The organism is Coleofasciculus sp. (assembly GCF_046565525.1).
Taxonomy (GTDB): Bacteria; Cyanobacteriota; Cyanobacteriia; order Cyanobacteriales; family Coleofasciculaceae; genus Coleofasciculus.
In genome coordinates, this window is record NZ_JBKHUP010000108.1 from 1 (window position 1) to 23,042 (window position 23,042).

A 23,042-nucleotide genomic window follows, 5' to 3' on the forward strand; every position below is an offset into this window, starting at 1 on the left:
ATGCCTGATACCAAAACCCAAACCCCTGTAATCCTCATGTAGGGGCGAGCCGCTTGGCTTAATTAACAACACCACTCGATTTAATCCGATCGGCTCGCCCTGTTCTAGCGATCGCCATCTCGGTTATCGGGGTTGAATGGATGTGCGATCGCGTCTTCAGATCGGGATAGAGAAGAATAGGCGGGAAGCAGACGTTTAACCCATGCCTGATACCAAAACCCAAACCCCTGTAATCCTCATGTAGGGGCGAGCCGCTTGGCTTAATTAACAACACCACTCCATTTAATCCGATCGCGTCGCCCTGTTCTAGCGATCGCCATCTCGGTTATCGGGGTTGAATGGATGTGCGATCGCGTCTGATTGCTGATAACCTTTAGGCAAAACCCGCCCTGACTCCGTTTTGATTTTTGCCCACAATTGCGGTGTGACACAGCTAAAATTGTGGAATAGATTTGACGATTAAATCGGGCGCAAGCATGAAAGCCCCTACGGTTTCTCTACATAAGCGGTAAAGCCAGACGCTGATGTCCCAACAAACACCTGGAATCACTCGCTACGTCTCGCCCAGCCGGTTAAGCGCCAGATACTGATAAACAACGCCGCAGAAACCAACGCGCCCATATTCCACTTCACTGAATCCTCTAGCAATCCCCAGCGCTGAGACTTCTTCTGGGATTGAGCTTGCTCCTGCAGTTGAGTTTCCCCTTGTTCCAGAAATGTCGAAAGTTGCTGCTTCACCTCAGCTAACTGCTGAGTATTCTGGATCTGTGGTGTGCGCCCTTGACTAAATTGACTAATCAGAAGCTGCATCTGTTCGACAGTCGTCGCTTGTTCTATGGCAACTTTTACCTGTTTAATCTGCGCCTGTCGCTGTTCAACCTGCTGAGTAATTTGCTCCGTGTTCCGCGCTTCGAGTCGGATTGTGTTTACAACACCCAAGGGAACCAGTAAAAAGAACAAAATCCCCACTAGCAAAGCCAACCAGGACAAAATACTCAGAATCAGAGGTTCTAATCGGGTGCGTTGATCCCGTTCTCCTAAAAACACCAGCGCCAATCCCAGCAACGGTACAGGCACCCGTTCCACCAATTGCCCAAGCGTCTGAAATTCCCAAGCGGGATTCATAAAAAGGGGAGGTACAAATATCTCTACGACATCGAAGAATGCCAAAATCAATAAACCATAGCCGATCCACCGCGCTACTGCAATTGACTTGGATAGACCGGCACTAAACTTCCACAGTTGGTCGATAGCTGGAACAAATTTATCTTTTTCTTCTGATTGCGTCATGGTTTTAATTATCAGTCTTATGTCTTATGTCTTATGTCTTATGTCCGGTATCGTGATCACAACGATTTACTAGCAGACTAAATGACGTTTGACGTTCAATAGATTATCTGCTGTGTAAAACTCATCCTCTTTTGCCGTACCTCTGGAAACCGATTTTAATTTATGATGGCGACAAATGTAGAGACGTGCCATGGCGCGTCTCTGCCATGGGGCGTCTCTACCGACGGCTGCAATGCCAACGACTCAAGCCTGGGAAGCCTAGCCGCTGACTGTCCTTTCCCCTTCTCAGCTAGAGTTGCCAGAATGACTTTCAGCAATACGACGAGAACGGCACCAAAAATCAGCGCTAACACAAAAACCCGCACCTGTTTCCAGGACATTATGCCTCCTCAGTCTCCGGAGAACTTGCATCCTCCATCCGCAGCAGCAACCAGTAAAACACGCCGAAAACCATCACGGAAATCATCCCGAAAACTAGAGATCCTTCGCCTTCATGCCAGTATTTAAACGCTTCCATATTTTGGGCATTTGCCAGCACCGCCATCAAAGCCACCCGGAAGCTATTAACGACAAATCCGACAATCAACGCCATGATTGGCACAAAATACTGCTTGCGCCCAGCGATGGGAAACATGATTAGGCAAATCACGGATAGTCCCAACACATAGGTCATGGCTTCCATGCCGGAACAGCCATGATACACCTTAACGCCACCATCAGGAAGGTTAATAAAGACCTTATCGTACAGATAGACCTGAAAGCCCATATACCAAAGCATGAACGCCGAAAATTTAGCCGTGATCGGCGAAATATCCGGTATAAATGAGGCAATTGTAGCCGGTCCACCGAGAAAAAAGAGAATCGTTATTTCTTGCCAGTATTGTTTGAATCCTTTAAACCCAGAGGCAAGTAACGCGACACCAATGCCGGAAATAAACGGTAGCAGGCGCAGTAACGGTGCCAGCCTTTGTACATTTTCATTGTTTAGCTTCAACCCACTGATGCTGGCGCTGTACCAGAGGACAAAACCAATGACGAGCGCCCCAGCAATGCTAGGGAGGACTCCACTTTCCAGGTTTAACTCATGGCGTTTGCCCCACAGCAGGGAACCGACAGCTAGCCAAAACAAAACGCTCATGCCGAGTTGGGCTTCGTCTCCGGCTTTCCAACCGAGTGTCATGTAAATGGCAACTAAGCCAGCGGCTATGGCAAGAAGCCAGTAGGGGGGGATTTTTAATCGTTGCAGGGGTGTGAGGGAGGTGGCTTTCATAGGGATTTTTGGGTAGAAACGATTAGGGATAAAGATTAACCAAACTGAAGCCTTATCCTTACATTAAAGTCGAGATCATTATCGTTTGTCAGGTCTGTCCAGGCAAATTCATTGGGGGACAGTCGCCAGAAAGTATCGCTCCCATTGGGGTTAGCGGCAATTAATGAGAAAAAGGCTAAAGGCGAATTCCCCAGTAAATTGTCGGGGTTTTCCTGTAAAAACTGTTCGGTTGTGCCATTTGGGATCAAATACCATCCCAAAGCGCGATCGCTCTCGACATTCAGTGTCCTTTGTCCATTCCCCGTCTCTCCCGGTGCAACGATAACCTGGCGATTCGGCTGAGAAAGGGCAGCCGCAGCATATCCTGGATCACCGGGGAATAAATTTCCGATTCGTCCATTGGGGTGATCAAACAAAAATAAACCCAGTTCATGATTGATCAGACTATCTTGTGCCATCCAGTTTAAAATCAGGGGTCTGATTTCCTCCAAATCCCCTGGCACCGTCCAATCAGCGTTACTCACATTGAAGATAATATCATTAAAATCTTGATCGCCTCCCCCGGTGAGATCTTCCCAAGCTAATTGCACCATACCATCCCCCAAGTCGGTGCGTTGAACATGGTTAAACTGGTCAGGATTTGCCGCCGTTACGGAGAAAAAGGCAATAGTTTCCCCATCTAGACGATTTTCGGGATTCTGCGCCAGCCAGTCTGCTGTGGTACTATCCTGAATTAGATAAAACACCCAATAGTCTCCCGCCTCTAGGGTCAAATCCACACCCTTACCCACATTTTCACTTCGGGCAAATAATACCTGGCGTTCGGCACTCTTTAAGGCTTGCTGGGCATATCCGGGATCACCAGGGCGCACCCCATTCACAGTCCCCATCGCATCATCTACCCGCAAGACACCCACTTCATTTTTAAACTTGGCTTCTCGGAACGTCCAGTCGAACTGTAAGCGCACCGCCTCTTTTGGAGTTCCGCCAACTTGGAAAACTCCCTGGGTTGAACCAATTTGTGCCAAATCCACTAAACCAACGGGTAGAGTCGGTGTAGGTGTAGGGTTATCATCACCTTCATCAACATCCGCGATCGCAATCTCAAAGTCCTGTTCAAAAGAGAAGCCATCGGCATCGGTACTGCGGACTGTAATCTGATGACTCGTATTTGTCTCAAAGTCTAGCTGAGAACCATCTGCAACTCGCAATTGATTTTGCGCGATCGCAAACCGTCCTCCCGCATCATCAATTAACCTGTAAGTATGGCTATCGCCCACATCCGGGTCATTCGTCGAAAGCATACCCACAACCGTCCCCGGTGACGTATTTTCGGCGACAGTTCGATTATCTAAACCAATGGCTGTAGGCGGATTGCCAACAGGAGTTACTGGACTTTGCCAAACTGAGAAAAAGGCATCCCGATTCCCACCCGAAGTACCCTGAAGCGGATTAACCGTAATCATATTCGTACCCGTGTTCGTGGACACCATTGCCCGGATATCTCCAAACACCGCCACTCCATTCACCTCGGAACCCGATGGATTACCTCCCGACCAAAGTCCCACCAGTTCCCTCGCTTGAAAATCCTCGCTGACAGCAATTACTGCTCCTTCAAAGCCACTGTAGTCTCCTACAGGAGTCCCATTGATTTGCAACTGGGAACGATCGGGTAAAAAAGCACCAGCTTGACCCCCAATATAAACTCTGCCCTTGGCATCTGCCGTAATCGCATTAACTGCAAATGAATTTCCTGCATTATCGGAGGAACGGCGGGTGAGGAAAATCTGACCCTTATCCAGAGTTCCTGTCGCCGGATTCAATCGGGCAAAATAGGCAAATTTCCCGCCACCACTGTTTGAGGTGTTCGTGTAGTTGTCGATATTAACATTACCAGCCGTAGTGGTGATATTTTGGGGATCGCGTTGAAAAACACTATTCCCTCCATCCAAGCTACCTGCAAAGTAAAGCTGATTATCCTGTCCAATCGCTACTCGTAACCCACGAGTATCTGCACCTAGATTTTCTGTTGTGGCTTCATTGGCAGAAAAATCGTAATTTTCCCAGTTAATCTGACCTGTGTAACTATAGCTGCGGAGTAGGGGAAGCTGTAGATTAGCACCCACCTGTCGATATCCGGTGACAAATACCGATGAAGTATTACTGTCAATTGCCACATCTGCAATCTGGGTTCCTGAGACAGTAAAATTACCGATGGGAGTCCCCTGTGGATTATAAACCGTCACCTGCTTATCTGCGAGGACAGCAACTTGACCCTGCCCCGCCACGGCGACTCGTTGGGCGCTACCTGGATTCGCACTCCAGAGGACTTGGCTGGCGTCGCTGTTAAGGGTTTTAACGCCAAAATCACCGACCACTGTAATTGTGCCATTGTTGCGATTGAGATCCAAGTCATCCACATCAGTACCCACCTGAGTCACCGATAGCACGGTTTGTCCCGTGGAATCTACACGGATAACTGCCCCCTGCCCTGGTGCTAAACTCTGAGTTGGTGTTAGATCAAAATTCCCCCCAATCACAATCGTTCGATCTGGGGCAATTTCCACCGCATTGCCACTGTCATCACCACTTCCCCCCAAAAAACTGGCACTCCTGACTGTTAGATTATTATCCACCGCATCCAGTACCGCCTGATACGCCGACTGCGCCCACTTATGCAACGCCAAGTCTGATTCAATAGTTCCCTGAGATACCTCCAAATCCCAGTCACCGCCCAGGGCTGCACTACCCGTGCGATCGCTAGAGGCGGCTACATCTGCCCCTGTCAACTGACTCACCTGTTCGATGAACTGCTTTCCTGATGCGGTTGCTACCAAACTACATGCATAGAATAAAATATCAGCATCCGGTGTTAATGCCCCTGCCCAAGTTTGCAACTGACTGGCATAAGTATTCAGGGTGTCAAGATTCAATTGTCCTGTGCCTAATTGCAAACCTGCCGACATACCATGGGAAATAATATGAACACTGGATAGTTCTTGACGTTTTGCCAATACCTGGGTAATTTGGCTAACCCCATCTTGATCCGGTGTCAGCATAACCACCTCAGCCCCAGGTACAACCCCAGCCACTAAGGTTTCGGCATCGGCAATCCCTGCGTCCACGAATACTAAAGTACCACCTTCGTTCCCCAGATCCAGCCCAGTGAGGACATCTCGCCCCGTTGATTCTTTTGATTCAGCGTTTAATGTCTCTGGGACTTCTCGCCTAGATAAGCGGCGTTCTAGGAACGGAACTGCCTGTTCAATGTCAATAACCGGAATGTCTGGAAATACCTGCCACTCTGGGATATACGCCTCACCAATGGGGTTGCGATCGCGGTTTGGTAAGCCATTGACTCCACCGATTGGATTGGACGCGAGTTCCTCTGAGTACCCAGATAAAATGTCCGCCTCAGCGGATACTCCCAATTCTGTTCTTGGTTTGATCAGTTCCATCTATACCTAACAACCCTTCATCGCCATTGCCACTCCAATCTAGCCTTATAAATCCGGGAATCAAAGAGTGTTGAGAGTATAGAGACGATTCAGAAGTTCCCTGTCTAATCACCAATGACGAATGAAAACTTAAAAAAACGCAACATTATCGAGAGTGCTTCGTAAGAATATTTTACATTTTTTTGCTCTGATCTTGGTTAAGCTGAAAATAACAGAGGAATTCAAGGGAAAAAAATTATGAATGCTGTTTTTGGGACTAGCGCTAAGCGACCCACCTGGCAAACGATTGCTCTGTTTGTCTTGGGTCTGTGGTTAAGTAGTAGCTTCATTCTAGATTTCGTGATCATGCCCACACTGGGAACGGCTGGTATGTTGAGCGACGCCAGTTTTGCCAGTGCTGGTTATTCGGTTTTCTGGATATTTAATCGTATCGAGTTACTCTGTGCCGCTTTAGTGTTAACTAGCATCTTGGCATTGCGTGGTACATCTAATCTATATCATCATGTCAGACGCTGGTCGATCTTATTATCTGGGCTTCTGTTAGCAATTGCTCTCATTAATACCTACATCATGACGCCCCAGATGAGCGCTCTAGCGATGCAACTGAATATGTTTGAGCCAGCAACGGGTATGGCAAGTGGAATGGTTCAGATGCATGAAGGCTATTGGTTTTTAGAGGCGATTAAGTTAATTGTCGGTGCGACTGTATTGGCTTGGTGTTATCACGATTCGCGAGAAATCGCTTAACAGGTTTTACCATTGAACCACCATCAGTAGGGGCACGACATGTCGTGCCCCTACTGGTTTGATACTAAATCCGGGTTTCCCACCCCCGTTATGATTCAGTCTGCTGAGGCGGACTACCCTTCGGGAAGGCTTCGCCTACGTTGGTTTAGCAGCGATTTCAATCGCCGTGACCAAACCCCTACGGCGTGGTGAGGAATCGCCGTCCTTGTAGGGCAGTGAGGATGTCAAAATTGACAACGTTGAACCGCTGCAGCGGAATCTCCCCGAATTCGACGGATAGCGACTTCTAGTTCACTTAAATCTTCTTGCAAACCGCAATACTGAACTTGTAGAGTCTGTAATGTCTCAGCTTCCACTGTCTTGCGCTCTTCTAACTGACGCAGTTCAGTTCGAGCCGTCGCTATTCTTTGTTCCGTGGTTTGGATTTCCCCTTGCAGTGTACTTAGGCGTTGTTGTACGGTGCGGAGTTCGCGGCGAGAGACTTCCAGGCGTTCTTGAGCGGTTTCGATTTCCCCACGTACCGCCACCAATTGGGCTTCTAGGCTTTGGCGTTCACTCTGTAGAGACTCAACTCTGGCTTGGGCGCTGCTAACCTCTTGTCGCACTTCAACTAACCGTTGTTGAGATTGTCGCACAGACGTTTGGGAGGCTTCCAGGCGTTCTTGAGCGGTTTCAATTTCCTCCCGTACCGCCACCAGTTGAGCTTCTAAGCTTTGGCGTTCACTTTGTAGAGACTCAACTCTGGCTTGGGCGCTGGTAATTTCCTGTCGCACTTCAACTAACCGTTGTTGAGATTGTCGCACCGCCGCTTGAGAGGATTGGAGTTGGGTTTGGGCGGTGTCAATTTCTTCTCGAATGGCGATTAACTGTTGTCGAGATTCCCGGATTTCGACTTGGAAGGATTGGAGTTGAGTTTGGGCGGTTTGAATTTCTTCGCGCAGGGCGACTACTCGCTGTTGCGATTGATTGACTTGAGATTGAGAGGATTCAAATTGGGCGGTTAGGGTTTGGCGTTCATTCCGCAACGTCTCTAATCGGGCTTCGGCGGTGCGAATTTCGGTTTGCAGCGCTACAAGTCGCTGTTGGGCGCCACGAACTTCGGTGGTAGATTCGCCAGAGGTGGTAAGAATAGAGAGTAAGGTAGTTACTTCCAAATCTGTGCCGTTAAAACTCGCCGCCCGTTCTAAAGACGCGATCGCTTGGTCGAAACGTTCTAATTGATACAGCGCCAATCCCCGCCGTTTCCAGGCGAGGGCGTTTCGCGGTTCAAGTTCTAAGGCTTTGTCACAACTGGCTACCGCGTCTTGATAGCGTTCGAGTTGATAGAGTGCGGCGGCGCGTTCCACCCAAACTGAAGCCATCTGAGCATCAATTTGCAGAAGTTGGTCATAGATAGATAGAGCCTGATTATACTGTCGCAACTCAGATACCAGCACTTGGGCAATTCGCTTGGGTATGACTGTGGTGATTAAGCTTTGTTCATACTCAGATTCGGCGTTCAAGGTTAAGGTTTGTTGCCAAGTATTAACCGCCGCCTGATAGCGTTGTAGTTCGTATAAGGCTTGTCCTTTCTGATACTGAGCTAAAAGATAACTGGGTTGAAGTCGAATCGCTTCATCGTAGGATGCGATCGCGCTTTCGTACTGTCCCCAATTACTAAATATCTCACCACGCCAGTACCACGCCAAGAACGCCTCTGGCTCAATCTGCACGATCCGATCTAGGATGGCTATTGCTTCGCGATATTTACCCACACCCCGTAACTGGCTCACCTGTTGCCACAATTGATCCAGCAATTGCCCTTGCGCGATCGGTATTGTGGTGGGGGTGCGATCGAACTTTAGAGGTTCAATCGGTGTTTGCACCGTCGCACTGGCGATACCACCAGTCATTAATGTCGCTAAGGCTACACTTATCTGAAATGGGATTTTTGACATACTGACTCCTCAGACCTGAATATACCATCAACGAGAATAACTCTGTTGATAGTTTAAATTAATGTATAACTTTATCAAGTTCTTTGTTTATATACTACTTGTGATTAACAAATCCGTAATATCTTAGCAGAAGTTTAAGAATTAGTTATCCATAAAGACAGGGTAGACTTTTTTTTAGGACAAAATCATTGGTTCCTATTGACAGGCGGACTAAATTTTCCCTGACGCGATCGCTCCTGGTTAAGCTGTCACGCATTTAAAATTGGGAATGGGTAGCGAGCAAGATGCTTGCATTACAACAATTTTGCAGTTGTTGACATTAAGGTTTAAATGCCGAATAATAGCAAGCCAATGGCGAAGACATGGAGGGTGATAAAACTTTTGTGGATTACCACCCGGTCGAGAATAATTTGGGTAAATAGGGGCGTAATTAGTCCAAAAAGCTGGATTAGCAACGAGGCTAAGATAATTTGCCCAATCAGCATCCGGTAGGGGGACAGGGCGCTGATAAATTTACCAAAGGAGATTTTTTGACTTTCAACCTCTTTGAGGCGTTCCGTTGGTTCGATGAGTAAAGCATAACCCGTCCAGCCCTCCAGAAAGGCTTGGCGAGAGATTTTGCGCTTCCCCACCGCCGGATCAGCCACCAACATGCGATCGCCTTTACACCAGTGATCCAATCCTCTGGGATGGTTTGAGGATACCCCCAACTGTCGCCAATGTCGGGGGGTGGAGTATCATTTCCTTGGCTTTCAATTTCACCGCTACGCAACCAGAAGCGACCGGCGTCGGCTGGGGTGGATTGGATTAAGGGTTCCCCGGCGGGAATTTTTTCGGCGTCTAGATAAGGGAGTAGTTGCTGGAGATCCTGGCTGGGAATTTCTGCCAACTCTGTGGTGGTTTTGAGAAAGAGTAGGCGTTGTCGTTGGGTAATGATTGAGACGAGGTGGTTTTGTAGCTCACGAAGCCGCTCAAACCATTGATTGAGTTGGGTTTTGGGCATCCGTGCCACTATACCGGAACTGACCGCACGGACTTGGTAGGGTAAGGCGCGATCGCTCAATAAGTCATCACCTAGCTCAAATTCATACCATTCCAAAGCTTGACTGAACTCAGATGCTAAACTTGAATCAGCTCCCCATTGGTTCAGCAACGAGTGGATAACGGCAACGTTCTGATTATCGGTCGGTGATGCTTGATGTAGCAATTGCCCCCGATTTTTGAGTTTCTGATTCATGGGTAACTCCTCAGCTTGGGCATATTCAAAAGATGGGGATGGCGAGCGAGTTAGGTTAAATTCCTGATTTTGAGTTCATGCGCCGTGATATTCTAAGACTTTGCCACTTGATCCCCAGGATCGGGCAAGTTTTTTCTCCTCCATGATCCTTGACAAAAACAGCATGTTCTCATCTAACTTTCCCCAAGACAATGGACAATCTGGTCACAGTAGTAGTAATGTGACGCTCACCGATGAAGCGGGGCGATCGCTCAGTTGTTCTATCGAGCATTCTTTGAATGTCGAAGGCATCGACTATTTACTCCTCCTCCCCGTGGATTCACCCGTAGAACTTGTCGCCTGGGATGAGGATGATCAAGCCGATGATTTAGCCGACGCTACCCTTGTAGAAGACGAGACAGAAATCGATGAAATCTTCTCAGATGCCCAAGCGGTTCTAGCTGAACAAAATCTCATCCTGAAACGCACAGCGTTTACCCTAACCGTCGCGGGTGAAATTCCGCCAGTGGATGAGGACGAGATTCTCACCATTGAACTCGCCGAAGAAGATGTGGAACTCGAACCCGAACAATTGCAATTGTTAGCGAACTTTTACCATGAAGAACAAGAGTATGGAATTTACACCCCCCTCGATCCCCTGCTCTTTTTCGCCAAGCGCAACCCTACAGGTCAATTAGAACTATTATCTCCCGAAGAATTTCAAAAAGTCCAACCGCTTCTGGAAGAGTTATTATTTGAAGATTTAGATTGAAAATGACAAATGACGAATGACGAATGACGAATGACAAATGACAAATAGAACAATTCAACAATTCTCTAAGTGGACTTACTATCTTGCCTTACTCCCGGTAACCATGGGAATCGGTTTATGGCAGGGGTGGGCATGGTGGAGTTGGGTACAGTCCCCTCCCCTCCTCGATCAATCATTAGACGCATCAACCAATACCCTACAAATTCAAATTCCCTCAGGAACCGCCGCCCAGCAAATCGGTTTTGATTTAGAAGCGGCGGGTTTAATTCGTTCGGCAAATGCTTGGAGACTCTGGAGTTATTGGTTAAAACTGCAAGAACCAGAGGGTGGATTTAAAGCCGGCACCTATAAACTCTCCCCCAGTCAACCCTTACCCGAAGTTGCCCAAAAAATTTGGACGGGTGAAGTGATGCAACTCTCCTTCACGATTCCCGAAGGGTGGTCCCTCCAGCAGATGGCAACCTATTTTGAATCCCTAGGATATTTTAAAGCACAAGACTTTCTCTCGGCGGCGAGTCAGATTCCAGAGGATCAGTTTCCCTGGTTACCCAGTAACTTACCGCACCTAGAAGGCTACTTATATCCTGACACCTATCAATTACCGAGCGATCGCGTCACGCCCCAACAAATTATTAACCAAATGCTCAAACAATTTGAGCAGGTGGCTTTACCCGTGTATCAACAGGGACAACAGCAAACTCAGCTAAGTTTGCATGAGTGGGTCACTTTAGCCAGTATCGTAGAAAAAGAGGCAGTCGTTGCTGATGAACGTCCCCTCATTGCTGGGGTATTTACCGCCCGTCTTAGCCGAGGGATGAAACTAGAATCTGATCCTACTGTTGAATATGGATTAGGTTTTCGCCAAACGGCAGATCAGCCCCTGACTTACGCCCAAGTGAGAACACCATCTCCTTACAATACCTATCTCAATACCGGATTACCGCCTACCCCTATTGGCAGTCCACGATTAGATAGTTTAGCAGCCACACTCAATCCCCAAAATACCGACTATCTCTTTTTTGTTGCCCGCTATGATGGCACTCACTTATTTAGTAAAACTCTAGAAGCCCATGAAGCGGCAAGAGACGCCATTCGTCAACAACGGCAAGCCCAGCAAAATGAATAATATCATGTTTGACTAACGTTTTTCATTATAACTGAATCAAAAAGGGGGGTGTTTTAGGGAGAAATGATGGAAGACCCCTTTTTTTAATATCAAAAAAATATATTTATGGTATGTAAAGCCAGCTAGAGCCGATGTAGCAGACAGCGTGGGAACAGAGGATTTTGATGAGTGAGACTAAACTGATCGGCTATAGCCAAACTCAGTTTCACCACGGCGATCACGAAGACTGCTACGCTATATGAAGGAGAAAAGCTGCTACAACCATTAGGTTGGATGAAATTATTGGTTGATGACAAATCACTGCTTATGTCTTGGGTATCAAACTTAGAAAAGATGGCTTGGGTATCAAACTTAGAACCTGACTTAGTTTTGGGAGGTCCGATCTTGAGTTTGACTCGAGAGATCCTGCAACACCATACGCTTAAGGGGTTAGTGCTGGATGTGGATGAAACCTTGGTTCCCCTGAAAGCCTCCCAAGCCTCAGAAGAACTAAGGGTGTGGGTTGAAGAAATTAGACCCGTAGCCTCCCTGTGGCTGGTGAGTAATAATCTGAGTGAGACGCGGATTGGTGGGATTGCTAATTCCCTAAATCTGCCTTACATCCATGGTGCAGGTAAGCCATCCCGACGCAAATTAAAGAAAGCCGCCGCCGCGATGAATTTGCCTGTAGAACAAGTGGCGATGGTAGGCGATCGCTTGTTTACAGATGTCTTAGCCGGTAATAGACTAGGTATGTTTACCATCCTCGTCGAACCGATGATAGACCCCACTCAAAGCGCCTATTCTTCTCCCATTCGCGACTTTGAAGTCTGGATCTCTCAAATTCTTGGGGTATCACTGCCCAGTAAGCAACATAAGTTTACAAAAAATGATAAATCAAGACAAACTGAAATATAAAGAAAAGATTATAAAAAAGCAGACAGCCAAAAAGTCATGAGATTCTAATAATAGTTCAAATGGGGTCAGCCATTATAAAGACCCTAACCATAAAAAAACAACTGTTATAATTCCATTGCGAGCGCTATATCCCTTAGTTGAGGACGTAGCGCTCTATTGTTTTGAGAGGGGAAGCAGAGAGAGCAGAGGGAGCTGGGGAAGCTGGGGGAGATGGGGAAGATGAGGGATATGGGGAAAATGGAGAAGTTAACTCAAAACTCTACCTTACCTGTTAACTGTTAACTGTTAACTGTTCCCTGACAAATGACAAATGACAAATGACTGAAACAATTGTTGTCAAAGTGGGTACATCCAGCCTGACTCATCCCGAAACGGGTCAGTTAGCGCTGTCAACGATTGCGAGACTAGTGGAAACACTGACAAGGTTGCGTTCCTCTGGCTATGGTGTGGTCTTAGTTACCTCTGGCGCCGTGGGAGTTGGTTGTGGACGATTGGGATTAAAGACTCGTCCTCAAACCCTCGCCCTCAAGCAAGCTGTCGCGGCTGTGGGTCAAGGACGGTTAATGCGAGTCTATGATGATTTATTTTCCAGTCTCGATCAAGCGATCGCGCAAATTCTCTTAAGCCGCCAAGACTTGGTACAGCGCAGTTGTTACGTTAATGCTTACGCGACATTTCGAGAACTATTACAGCTTGGCGTCATTCCCGTGGTTAATGAAAATGATACCGTCGCTGTAGAGGAACTCAAGTTTGGCGATAACGATACCCTCTCGGCTATGGTGGCGAGTTTAATTGAAGCCAATTGGTTATTCTTATTAACTGATGTTGATCGACTCTATTCGGCTGATCCGCGTCAAGTCCCCGATGCTGAACCCATTACCCTGGTAAGCCGGATGGAAGAGTTAGCCGAACTTCAGATACAAACCGGGAACGCAGGTTCCCAGTGGGGAACGGGGGGAATGGTGACCAAAATTACCGCCGCCAGAATTGCCACGAGTGCAGGAGTGAGAACCGTTATTACTCAAGGACGACATCCAGAAACCATCGAAAAAATTTTACAGGGAGAACCATTAGGGACGCAATTTGTCCCCCAACCGCGAACCGAAAACGCCCGCAAGCGTTGGATTGCTAACAGTTTAGTTCCGGCGGGCAAGCTATATTTAGATCAGGGTGCGGTGAGGGCAATTTGTCAAGGGGGTAAGTCTCTATTAGCTGCCGGAATTACCGAGATTGAGGGTAATTTTAACGCCTCAGATGCGGTACAGCTTTGTGATAGTAATGGGGTAGAAATGGCTAGAGGATTAGTAAACTACAGCAGTCTGGAATTACAGAAAATTCGGGGACATAAATCAGCAGACATTCCCGAAATTTTGGGCTACGGTGGTGCAGAAACAGTCGTGCATCGAGATAACCTGGTTTTGAGTAATGTCTGAACAATGACTCATGACTCATAAAACAATAGTGCTGTTACTTGTTATTTTTTGCATTTTTCATCCTGATCATCAAGGAATCCTATAGATAGTAGTTCTAAATGAAACGGGAAAACTTTACCCCTGCCAAACTCTCCCTTTAGCAAGGGTAGGATAGGGGTGGGGTTAAACAGTCAAATGAAAACCCTATATTTACTTCAATGCTAATCCAAAAATTATGAATAACTTCTATGATGCTTTTATCTCCTACGGACGTGCCGATAGTAAAGCATTTGCAACTCAGCTACACCAACGACTCTTGGCGGAAGGTCTCAAAGTCTGGTTTGATCAAAATGATATTCCTCTAGGGGTTGATTTTCAGAACCAAATTGATGACGGTATCGAAAAATCCGATAACTTTCTATTCATCATTGCGCCTCATTCCGTTAATTCGCCCTATTGTTGGAAAGAAATTGAGCAAGCGGTTCAGCGGAACAAACGAATTATCCCTCTACTGCATGTCGAGCAAATCAGTCAAGAAACCTGGCAACAGCGCAATCCTCATGGCACAGATACGGAGTGGCATGACTACAAAGCCAAAGGGTTGCATTCGAGTTTCCCTAATATGCATCCAGCAATTAGTAAGATTAACTGGGTCTATTTTCGTGAAGGACTTGATGATTTTGAGATTTCCTTAGTCGGACTTTTGCAGATTTTTGCTCGACATCAAGACTATGTAAAGCAGCATACATGCTTTTTATCCAAAGCATTGGAGTGGGAACGAAATCAGAAACAGCATAGTTACTTGTTAGTTGCAGATCAGAAACAACAGGCAGAAGCTTGGTTAAAGGTACGCTTTAAAGACGAGCAACCGCCTTGTGTTCCGACTGACTTGCATTGCGAATTTATTACCGAAAGTATCAAGAATGCCAACAACTTGATGACTCAAGTGTTTATCTCATACGCCGATGTAGATAGGGCTACGATGGAGAAGATTTGCCGTAGTTTGCGGCGGGAAAGTATTACAGTTTCGACAAAGACGACGGATATTCAAACGGGGGAAGCATTTGAGGCGGCAGTTAAACGGGGAATTGAACAGGCAGATAATCTAGTTTATCTGCTCTCCCCTGATGCCGTTCATTCAAGCTATTGTCAGCAAGAATTGGATTATGCGCTATCGCTCAATAAGCGAATCATTCCGGTGTTGGTGCGCCAAACTTCAGCCGAACAAATCCCGTCTTTGATCCGGAATTTACAGTATATTGACTTCACCGACAATGTGAAGGACGACGATTACGATCTTGATGAAAGCAAACTTCTGAAGGTTTTATATCAGGATGCCGCTTACTATAACGAGCATAAAATTTTGCTCACTAAAGCGCTGAAGTGGAAGGAACAGTATTGTAACCCTAGCATTCTGCTGCGAGGTTATAACCTACAGAGTGCCGAAACCTGGTTAAAGGTGGCGCGAAGCCGAAGCCAGCATCCGCCTACACCGTTAATTGAAGAATTTATCCGCGAAAGTCTACGCCAACCCCCGGCTGAATCACTCGATGTATTTATCTCCTATTCTCGTGCGGACTCAGATTTTGCCAGAAAGCTCAATGATGAACTGCAACTTCAGGGAAAGACGACATGGTTTGACCAGGAAAGTATTGCATCAGGGGTTGACTTTACCGAGGAGATTAAACAGGGAATTAAAGCCTGCGACAACTTTTTATTCATCCTATCGCCCCATTCAGTAAATTCGCCCTATTGTGCCGAGGAGGTAGAGTATGCAGCACAGTTAAACAAGCGCTTCGTGACTGTGCTGCATCAGTCAGTAAATTCCCAACTCCTGCATCCGGAGTTAGCCAAGGTACAGTGGATTAATTTTAATCGGAATCAGCGGGATTTTCATACCAATTTTCAGCAATTAGTGAGAACGCTCGATACTGACCGAGAACATTTACGCAGTCATACTAAATGGTTACAAAGGGCAATTGAATGGGAGAAAAGAGGGAAAAGTGCTGATTTGTTGTTGCGAGGGAGTGAAGTGGCTATTGCTCAACAGTGGTTGCTCAAAGCTGAACAAAATCGCAAGCAACCAGCAGCGACTGATTTGCAAAAAACATTCATCCTTGAGAGTCGAAAGCAACAGACACAAGAAGCACAGCGATGGAAGGAACTATACGAAAAAGCCGAACAGCAACGTCGGTGGGCAGAAATTGCTGAAATTGAAGCCCTGAATTCTTTATCTCAAGCGTTGCTGCTATCCCATGAACAGATTAGAGGATTAGTCGCCAGTGTGAAAGCGGGAATAAAGTTACGAGATGCACAAACCCCGGCTCACCTTAAACTGCAAACGGTTGGTCTCCTGCGTCAAGCCCTTTATGAAGTGCAAGAGTGCAATTGTCTCCAGGGTCATTATCAGGGAGTTCTGAGTATCAGTTTCAGTCCTGATGGTCAACTATTAGCGTCTGCTAGCGAAGATAAAACCGTCAAACTTTGGCATCGTGATGGGACCTTACTTCATACCATCCACGGACATGACGACAAAGTTTGGCAAGTCGCTTGGAGTCCTGATAGTCAAACTTTAACCACGGCGAGTAAAGATGGAACCGTGAAACTCTGGAGTCGTGATGGTAAGCAACAACTAACTCTTCAGGAACATCAGGGTAGTGTTTTGGGTGTTAGCTTTAGTCCTGATGGTCAAATGCTAGCCTCTGTAGGTGCAGACAAAACGATAAAGCTTTGGAGTCGCGATGGAACCCTACTGCGAACAATCAAGGGACATGATGACCAAGTCTGGGACGTAAGTTTTAGTCCAGATGGTCAACTACTGGCTACAGCGAGTGCAGACGCAACGGTAAGACTCTGGAATCTAGAAAACAAACGGATGCAAGTTCTTCCCGGACATCGCCGTGCAGTTTGGAGTGTGAGTTTCAGTCCAGATGGTCAAATGCTCGTTTCTGCGGGTAAGGACAAAACGCTCAAATTCTGGAGTCGTGACGGTGTAGAACTGCGAACCCTCAAGGGTCATCGAGATAGTATTTTTAGTTTAAGTTTTAGTCCTGATGGGGAGACTATTGCCTCAGCGAGTGAGGACGCCACGGTCAAACTTTGGAGTCGTGAGGGTAAGGAACTGCAAAGTTTTAAAGGTCACCGTGATAGTGTTTTTGCCGTGAGTTTTAGTCCGGATGGTGCTATTATTGCTTCTGCCAGTGAGGACGCTACAGTTAAACTTTGGCGTCGCCAGAAAATGGAAGTACCCAGCGTCCAGATACAGCTTCCTAAAATAAACAGCGTGAGTCTCAGTCGTGGCGCTAAGATGATTGCCTCGGGGAATGAAGAAGGTATCATCAAACTCTGGGGCTATTGCGGCAAGGAGATGGAAAAATTCCAGTCCAATTTTGCGAGCATTAGACGCCTAAGTTTTAGCCCTGACAATCAGATTATTGCTTCAGCGAGTGAAGATACTATGGTGAGGCTTTGGCATCTTAACACTCAAGAAAGGCAAACGCTTTGGCAACATAAAGAGGCGGTTTTGGATGTGAACTTTAGTCCGGATGGTCAGCGTTTGGTTTCTGCTAGTGCTGATGGAACGGTGAAGCTTTGGAACCGCTACGATGTTTATGCAAAGTTACTCAAAACGCTCCAAGCCGATGAAGAGAGTGTTTTGAGAGTCAGTTTTAGTCCAGATAGTCAAACCCTTGTCTGTGCCAGTGCTGATGGTATGATCAGGCTCTGGGACTGTAATGGTCTCTTACTCAACGCTTTCCAGGCTCATCACGCTAGAGTTTGGGGTGTGAGTTTTAGTCCTGACGGTCAACTGATTGCCTCTTGTAGTGAAGATAAAACCGTCAAACTTTGGCATCGTGATGGCACAGAGGTGCAAGTATTTCAAGGGCATCAAGATAAAATTTTAGGCGTGGAATTTAGCCCCGATGGTCAGGTCATTGTTTCGTTTAGTCGAGACAAAACTGTGAGATTATGGAGCATTAATAACCAAGAAAGGCAAGTTCTTCGAGGACACAATACCTGTATTTTGAGTGCGAGTTTCACTGCTGATGGTCAGACATTGATCTCTGTCAGTGTTGATGGAATCGTCAAATTTTGGAATTTTGATTTGGAGGATTTGCTAGCGTGTGGCTGGAATCGGGTACAAGATTATATAAAGACTAACCCTACTGTGAGTCAGAGCGATCGCGAGCTATGTGACAAAAAAGGATAGGTGATTTAAAGGTGTGTCGCTTTCATCAAGAATCACCGCTCCTTTAGGACGGTGAGTGTCAAACAGACAAAACCCGCCTCACCTTAATGCTGGGCTAACGCGGGTTCAAAAATCTTAATTTTAATTCAGGATTAGATCCTCAAGACGCCGTCACTAATCCACTATGCCGCAGTAACGGTTCCGTACTCGGTTCCCGTCCCCGGAATTTCTTGAATACCTCCATAGGTGGCACACCACCACCTAATGCCAGTACCGTATCCCGATACCGCTTCCCTGTATCCGCTACGGCGGTTTCATTCTCTAAACCGACCTCCTCAAAGGCGGCGAAGGCATCCGCACTAAGAACTTCTGCCCATTTATAACTGTAATACCCAGCCGCATACCCACCAGCAAAGATGTGGGAAAAGGCACAGAGGAAGGAATCTTCCGGTAAGGGTTGTAACACTGTGGTGGTTTTAGCAATACGGTGACGCACATCAGCAGGACTTTCCTCCCCACCGGGCTGATAGCGGTGGTGTAGTTCGATATCGACTAAACTAAAGTGTAATTGTCGTAGCATAGCACTACCACTCATGTAAGTACGGGCTGCCAAAAGTTTCTGATAATAATGCTCTGGCAGGGATTCCCCAGTTTCGTAGTGCTTCGCCATTCCCATCAGCGTGGGGCGATCATAACACCAGTTTTCCATAAACTGGCTGGGTAGTTCCACGGCGTCCCATTCCACGTTATTAATTCCTGCTGCCCCAGCATAATCCACTTTGGTAAGCATGTGTTGCAAACCATGACCAAACTCATGGAATAGTGTCTCGACTTCACCAAAGGTCATTAGGCTCGGGTTACCATCAACGGGTGGCGTTTGATTGCAAATTAAATAGGCTATCGGTAAGCGAGTTGTCGTTTTCCCTGCTTCCGTCAGTTTGGCACGACCCACACAATCATCCATCCAAGCCCCCCCACGCTTCTCGGCTGGGCGGCTGTAGGGATCTAAATAGAAGAACGCGATCGCCCCCCCTGTCTCATCTGCTACTTGGAAATAGCGGACATCCTCATGCCAAACCGGAGCAGGTTCATCCGCAGGCGTAACCGTAACCCCAAATAGCCGCTTAATCAAGGCAAACAAGCCATCGAGTACTTGAGGTAAAGGGAAATAAGGACGCAATTCCTCCGCACTGAAGGCAAACTTTTCTTCCCGTTGACGTTCTGACCAAAAACTGATATCCCAGTGTTTCAAATCGCTGGCTTCTGGTGCGCCTTTAGCCGCCGCAAATGCTTTCAACGCTTCTAAATCCTTAACGGCGGCATCGTAACTAGCGCCACGGAGTTCTTCGAGTAATCCCTCTACTGCCTCAACATTGGGTGCCATTTTGCTGGCAAGGCTTAATGCAGCATAACTTCTAAACCCTAGCAGCTTGGATTTTTCTTGACGCAATTCTAAAATTCGCTCAATCAGGGGGCTATTATCTAACTCTCCGGAGGAGGCGCGACTAACAAAGGCTTTATAGAGTTTCTCCCGCAAATCCCGACGGGTACTGTGCTGCATGAAAGGGACGTAACTGGGATAGTCCAGGGTGATGTGCCAAGGACCGTGCTCCGGAGTCGCCTTTTCTTCCCCGGCTGCGCGAGCGGCTTGAGCGGCTAAACTCTTTAAGCTAGGGGGTAAACCCTCTACCTCTTCTGGACTTGTTAGGGTCATGCTAAATGCCTTGGTTGCATCTAGGACATGGTTAGAGAACTTTGTGGATAGTTCTGCCAACTCCATTTGAATTTGATTGAAGCGCTCTCGCACCTCCCCTTCAAGTCCTACACCAGACAGTTCAGCATCTTTAATGGCAGCTTCTACTATCCGCTTTTGGGCTGGCTCTAAACTGCGCCATTCATCCCCATCCCGTAAGGTTTTGAAGGCTTTGTAGAGGGGTTGGCTTTGGTTAAGTGTGTTGATGAATTGGACGACTTTAGGCTGAACCGTTTCGTAAGCCTCACGCAGTTCTGGGCTATTTTTCACCCCCATCAAGTGACCCACGATGCCCCAACTCCACCTGAGGCGTTCTGTCAATGCTTCTAGGGGTTCCACTAAACCGTCCCAGGTGGGTGTTACCTTTTCCTCTAGGGCGGCTAATTCCTGATCGAGTTCAGCTATTAGCTGCGTTATCGCAGGTACAACATGTTTTGGCTCAATCTGGTCAAAAGGGGGTAGTCCTTTTCCACGGAGTAATGGATTCTCAGTCACAGTTGGGTTAGCAATCATGGGTCGCATCGGATAATCAGACTGAAACGGCATGTAATGGCAATACAAGGCAAGCGAACTTTACACTTGTATCAACCCAACACCTGAACTCTCCCTGGGGAGGCGTTGAGGCGCGAAAATTAAATAATTAGCAAGAATATTTTTTTCAGTCAGTGATCCTTATCATCGTTAAGATTAATTTAAATGGTAGAAGGCAAAGACTGAATTTATCCCTCAGTACAGCCGAGGAAGCAATTTTCCAGACGTGCCATTCTGGTCTAGGAGCAGGGGGAATTCACTCAAAACCATGTCCGACTAGCGACGTGAAGAATCAAGTCGGGGCGGGCGCGAGTTATATCCCTTGTGAGGTAAGAAACGATAGTAGTTTCCGAAGTGAAGGGTCAAAACTCCCCCTATCCCCTCTTCCCCCATCACCTACTTACGCTGGAATACTGAGGAGAAGCGTTCTTTGACTTGGCTGACGGTAGATTGAATCAAATTCCCTGGCGTTGCTTGGGGACGAATTGCCACAACGATGGGTTCGTCTTTAAACTCTTTGAGTCGATGACCATATTCCAACTCGCTTTGGCGCTTCCGCAGTTTGGGGAACAGCCGAAATATTCCTTTGAGTAACTCCTCTTCTTGCTCAAATAACGCCTGGTTGATTTGATTGCTGCGATTCACTGCCATTGAGCCAGCCGGTAACCAGGCTTTCTCTCCCTTAATGCGGATATAGATATTGAATTCTGGTAATCCCGACTTTTGCATTTCATCATACTTGCGGGAAGCGGCTACCCGTTTGACTTTGTTTTTTTTTGCTTTGTGCTGTTTGGGTTGTACTTTGCCAAAGCCGAGTTGGGTCGTCATATTAAGTTCCTCCGAGAATGTCTTAACAAAAGTTTACCTCATTCTCATGAAACTTGTGCAGCCGAAGTTTGGTAATGAATCTGAAATACAGACACCACGCAAAACAAAGGGCGCAGGTCGGTCATTGGTATCAACTTAAGGCTGAAACCCTTCCTTAATCAGAGATCCCCCCTACCCCCCTTAAAAAGGGGGGAACCAGAAATTAATCAAAGTCCCCCTTTTGAAGAAGGATTTAGGGGGATCTAAACGTTGAGCGCTAGTCATACAAAGTCTTAAGTTGACACGGATGACGTCGGTGCGCCCCTACTAACAGAAAAATTTTTTAAATCGAAATTAGGGTAGGTAACGGAAGCTTAAGGAGTGGTTTCAGAAGTTGAGTCCTCAGCCTTAGGTTCACTCGTCTCGTCACCCATCGGTTTGTCTTCAGTCGCTTTGTCAGACATGTCTTTGTCTTCCGTCGCTTTGTCCATGTCTCCCTTTTCCGCCGCCTTATCGGTTGCAGCAGGAGCAGCGTCTTCAGTTGCTGCGTTATCAGGGTTAGCTGGCTCAGTTTCCTCGATAGTCGTACTACCATCCGTTTCTGGGGGAGCGCTACAACCCGTGGCTAATCCCAGACTCAAAAGTGAAGCGATGGCAAATGTAGTAAGGTATTTAACGGTCATAGTCAACCTTTTTGGGTATCCTAGTGGGTTAGGCTTGCCAGACAATTACTGGCTTAAATGCAATTAAAGCGCATAAATGGGAATTTTGGTGAAAAATTTAGTATTTTCTCAAAGAATTACAAAAATTACGGCGCTGATGCCGCAAAACAACCTGTTATTTGATATAATGCCCTGTTTTAATGTCTGACAAGTTAAGTTGGCGCATTGTTCATATAAACCCATCTAAGTTGCATCAGCGAGCATGAACCGTTGGCAGTTTACTGAAGCCTTTGAAGGATTAACACCACGACGCAGGCAGGTGCTGAAATTGCTCTTGGCTGGCGTTTCGGATCAGGATATCGCTCAATCGTTACATATTGAAACATCAACGGTGAGAAAACACGTTGAGAATCTCTGTTCGGCATTTGGTCTGAAAAATGAGTTTCCTGATGAACGGCGTTCTAAACGAGGAGAGTTAATTGCGCTGTTTGCTAAATACCAACCTGAACTCGTAACACGGCAAACACTGAGTGTCACTCACCAGGTGTCATCTGAATTTGTAGATGATGATAATCGAAAGATAGTCAGACGCGAGGAGACGGAAATTTGCGTGACGAGTGAAGTGAGATTAACGATTAAGGATGTGTCCGATTCTCCACTTAATAACCGCGATATCTTTATCCTGATTGATCAGAGTGGTTCTATGGTGAGAAAGGATGAAGATACCGGAAAGCAAACTCGTTACGAGTATCTAGCGGAAGTTGTTGAAGGACATATCGCAGCCATTCTGTCCGTCGATTCTGAATCAGAGAATAAAGCAGATGAAAAAATTGCCATAAAGCAGGGTTGTCCGGCTGAAAACTGCGTTTCTGTTTACTTTTTTAGCCGGGAAACAGTTGTAAGGATTCAGGTCTGTGTTTAGCTTATTAATCAGCCTGGGGGCGCTCGCCGTGACCAAATAACTTTGAAAGGGAC

Annotated in this window: 17 protein-coding genes and 1 pseudogene; 7 read left to right on the forward strand and 11 right to left on the reverse strand. The window is 46.8% G+C overall.

The features are described from left to right. Nucleotides 1-58: 58 nt before the first annotated feature. From ACLGGO_RS28695 to ACLGGO_RS28720, 6 genes are all read right to left on the reverse strand, one after another. On the reverse strand, nt 59-277 hold the full coding sequence (locus ACLGGO_RS28695) for a hypothetical protein (protein ID WP_446421862.1): 219 nt from the start codon (nt 275-277) through the stop codon (nt 59-61). Beyond that, the gene (locus ACLGGO_RS28700) at nt 261-431 is read right to left on the reverse strand and encodes a hypothetical protein (RefSeq protein ID WP_446421863.1); all 171 of its coding nucleotides are present in this window, start codon (nt 429-431) and stop codon (nt 261-263) included. The genes ACLGGO_RS28695 and ACLGGO_RS28700 overlap by 17 nt, the downstream gene beginning before the upstream one ends. 115 nt (nt 432-546) lie before the next feature. Continuing rightward, on the reverse strand, nt 547-1,290 hold the full coding sequence (gene hpsJ-A, locus ACLGGO_RS28705; protein ID WP_446421864.1) for an HpsJ-like protein, cyanoexosortase A-associated: 744 nt from the start codon (nt 1,288-1,290) through the stop codon (nt 547-549). Between the two features lie 155 nt (nt 1,291-1,445). Continuing rightward, complete coding sequence (locus ACLGGO_RS28710) at nt 1,446-1,670, reverse strand: hypothetical protein (protein ID WP_446421865.1); 225 nt, start codon at nt 1,668-1,670, stop codon at nt 1,446-1,448. Continuing rightward, the gene (crtA, locus tag ACLGGO_RS28715; protein ID WP_446421866.1) at nt 1,670-2,560 is read right to left on the reverse strand and encodes a cyanoexosortase A; all 891 of its coding nucleotides are present in this window, start codon (nt 2,558-2,560) and stop codon (nt 1,670-1,672) included. Before crtA ends, ACLGGO_RS28710 begins: the two co-directional genes overlap by 1 nt. Nucleotides 2,561-2,595: 35 nt before the next feature. Continuing rightward, on the reverse strand, nt 2,596-6,018 hold the full coding sequence (locus ACLGGO_RS28720) for a DUF4347 domain-containing protein (RefSeq protein ID WP_446421867.1): 3,423 nt from the start codon (nt 6,016-6,018) through the stop codon (nt 2,596-2,598). 237 nt (nt 6,019-6,255) lie between these two features. On the opposite strand from ACLGGO_RS28720, the gene ACLGGO_RS28725 reads away from it, so the two are divergent. Then, nucleotides 6,256-6,765, forward strand: a complete 510-nt coding sequence (locus ACLGGO_RS28725) for a DUF4149 domain-containing protein (RefSeq protein WP_446334839.1) — start codon at nt 6,256-6,258, stop codon at nt 6,763-6,765. A 224-nt stretch (nt 6,766-6,989) separates the two neighbouring features. Here ACLGGO_RS28725 and ACLGGO_RS28730 read toward each other — a convergent pair whose 3' ends face one another. Together ACLGGO_RS28730 and ACLGGO_RS28735 are read right to left on the reverse strand one after the other, a co-directional pair. Next, complete coding sequence (locus tag ACLGGO_RS28730) at nt 6,990-8,702, reverse strand: tetratricopeptide repeat protein (RefSeq protein ID WP_446421868.1); 1,713 nt, start codon at nt 8,700-8,702, stop codon at nt 6,990-6,992. A gap of 329 nt (nt 8,703-9,031) precedes the next feature. Then, nucleotides 9,032-9,367: pseudogene (locus ACLGGO_RS28735) on the reverse strand (cysteine peptidase family C39 domain-containing protein); the annotation flags it as partial. A 735-nt stretch (nt 9,368-10,102) separates the two neighbouring features. Between ACLGGO_RS28735 and ACLGGO_RS28740 the strand changes: the two are divergent. The 5 genes from ACLGGO_RS28740 to ACLGGO_RS28760 all read left to right on the forward strand — a co-directional run bounded on the left by ACLGGO_RS28740 (nt 10,103) and on the right by ACLGGO_RS28760 (nt 18,335). Further along, the gene (locus ACLGGO_RS28740) at nt 10,103-10,690 is read left to right on the forward strand and encodes a DUF3727 domain-containing protein (protein ID WP_446421869.1); all 588 of its coding nucleotides are present in this window, start codon (nt 10,103-10,105) and stop codon (nt 10,688-10,690) included. Between the two features lie 37 nt (nt 10,691-10,727). Next, nucleotides 10,728-11,816: an endolytic transglycosylase MltG gene (mltG, locus tag ACLGGO_RS28745; RefSeq protein ID WP_446421870.1), complete on the forward strand. Its 1,089-nt coding sequence runs from the start codon at nt 10,728-10,730 to the stop codon at nt 11,814-11,816. 333 nt (nt 11,817-12,149) lie between these two features. Beyond that, nucleotides 12,150-12,713: a YqeG family HAD IIIA-type phosphatase gene (locus tag ACLGGO_RS28750; protein WP_446339400.1), complete on the forward strand. Its 564-nt coding sequence runs from the start codon at nt 12,150-12,152 to the stop codon at nt 12,711-12,713. Between the two features lie 317 nt (nt 12,714-13,030). Then, on the forward strand, nt 13,031-14,146 hold the full coding sequence (gene proB, locus ACLGGO_RS28755) for a glutamate 5-kinase (RefSeq protein ID WP_446421871.1): 1,116 nt from the start codon (nt 13,031-13,033) through the stop codon (nt 14,144-14,146). A 214-nt stretch (nt 14,147-14,360) separates the two neighbouring features. Further along, nucleotides 14,361-18,335: a toll/interleukin-1 receptor domain-containing protein gene (locus tag ACLGGO_RS28760; RefSeq protein ID WP_446421872.1), complete on the forward strand. Its 3,975-nt coding sequence runs from the start codon at nt 14,361-14,363 to the stop codon at nt 18,333-18,335. Nucleotides 18,336-18,474: 139 nt separating this feature from the next. Here the strand turns inward: ACLGGO_RS28760 and ACLGGO_RS28765 are convergent, their stop codons facing one another. The 3 genes from ACLGGO_RS28765 to ACLGGO_RS28775 form a co-directional block, all read right to left on the reverse strand. Further along, nucleotides 18,475-20,580 carry a M3 family metallopeptidase gene (locus ACLGGO_RS28765; protein WP_446421876.1) on the reverse strand — a complete coding sequence of 702 codons (2,106 nt, stop codon included), beginning with the start codon at nt 20,578-20,580 and terminating at the stop codon, nt 18,475-18,477. A gap of 414 nt (nt 20,581-20,994) precedes the next feature. Then, nucleotides 20,995-21,426: an HHL1-like protein gene (locus tag ACLGGO_RS28770; RefSeq protein ID WP_446421873.1), complete on the reverse strand. Its 432-nt coding sequence runs from the start codon at nt 21,424-21,426 to the stop codon at nt 20,995-20,997. Between the two features lie 353 nt (nt 21,427-21,779). Next, a complete protein-coding gene (locus ACLGGO_RS28775) occupies nt 21,780-22,088 on the reverse strand; it encodes a hypothetical protein (RefSeq protein ID WP_446421874.1) in 309 nt (102 codons plus the stop codon). Between the two features lie 241 nt (nt 22,089-22,329). On the opposite strand from ACLGGO_RS28775, the gene ACLGGO_RS28780 reads away from it, so the two are divergent. Continuing rightward, the gene (locus ACLGGO_RS28780; RefSeq protein ID WP_446421875.1) at nt 22,330-22,989 is read left to right on the forward strand and encodes a helix-turn-helix transcriptional regulator; all 660 of its coding nucleotides are present in this window, start codon (nt 22,330-22,332) and stop codon (nt 22,987-22,989) included. Nucleotides 22,990-23,042 lie beyond the last annotated feature (53 nt).

What these genes read in the sequence shown, in the direction of transcription:
- hpsJ-A (WP_446421864.1), bottom strand. Translation starts at nt 1,290, where the DNA reads ATGACGCAATCAGAAGAAAAAGATAAATTTGTTCCAGCTATCGACCAA.
- ACLGGO_RS28710 (WP_446421865.1), bottom strand. Translation starts at nt 1,670, where the DNA reads ATGTCCTGGAAACAGGTGCGGGTTTTTGTGTTAGCGCTGATTTTTGGT.
- crtA (WP_446421866.1), bottom strand. Translation starts at nt 2,560, where the DNA reads ATGAAAGCCACCTCCCTCACACCCCTGCAACGATTAAAAATCCCCCCC.
- ACLGGO_RS28720 (WP_446421867.1), bottom strand. Translation starts at nt 6,018, where the DNA reads ATGGAACTGATCAAACCAAGAACAGAATTGGGAGTATCCGCTGAGGCG.
- ACLGGO_RS28725 (WP_446334839.1), top strand. Translation starts at nt 6,256, where the DNA reads ATGAATGCTGTTTTTGGGACTAGCGCTAAGCGACCCACCTGGCAAACG.
- ACLGGO_RS28730 (WP_446421868.1), bottom strand. Translation starts at nt 8,702, where the DNA reads ATGTCAAAAATCCCATTTCAGATAAGTGTAGCCTTAGCGACATTAATG.
- ACLGGO_RS28740 (WP_446421869.1), top strand. Translation starts at nt 10,103, where the DNA reads ATGTTCTCATCTAACTTTCCCCAAGACAATGGACAATCTGGTCACAGT.
- mltG (WP_446421870.1), top strand. Translation starts at nt 10,728, where the DNA reads ATGACAAATAGAACAATTCAACAATTCTCTAAGTGGACTTACTATCTT.
- ACLGGO_RS28750 (WP_446339400.1), top strand. Translation starts at nt 12,150, where the DNA reads ATGGCTTGGGTATCAAACTTAGAACCTGACTTAGTTTTGGGAGGTCCG.
- proB (WP_446421871.1), top strand. Translation starts at nt 13,031, where the DNA reads ATGACTGAAACAATTGTTGTCAAAGTGGGTACATCCAGCCTGACTCAT.
- ACLGGO_RS28760 (WP_446421872.1), top strand. Translation starts at nt 14,361, where the DNA reads ATGAATAACTTCTATGATGCTTTTATCTCCTACGGACGTGCCGATAGT.
- ACLGGO_RS28765 (WP_446421876.1), bottom strand. Translation starts at nt 20,580, where the DNA reads ATGATTGCTAACCCAACTGTGACTGAGAATCCATTACTCCGTGGAAAA.
- ACLGGO_RS28770 (WP_446421873.1), bottom strand. Translation starts at nt 21,426, where the DNA reads ATGACGACCCAACTCGGCTTTGGCAAAGTACAACCCAAACAGCACAAA.
- ACLGGO_RS28775 (WP_446421874.1), bottom strand. Translation starts at nt 22,088, where the DNA reads ATGACCGTTAAATACCTTACTACATTTGCCATCGCTTCACTTTTGAGT.
- ACLGGO_RS28780 (WP_446421875.1), top strand. Translation starts at nt 22,330, where the DNA reads ATGAACCGTTGGCAGTTTACTGAAGCCTTTGAAGGATTAACACCACGA.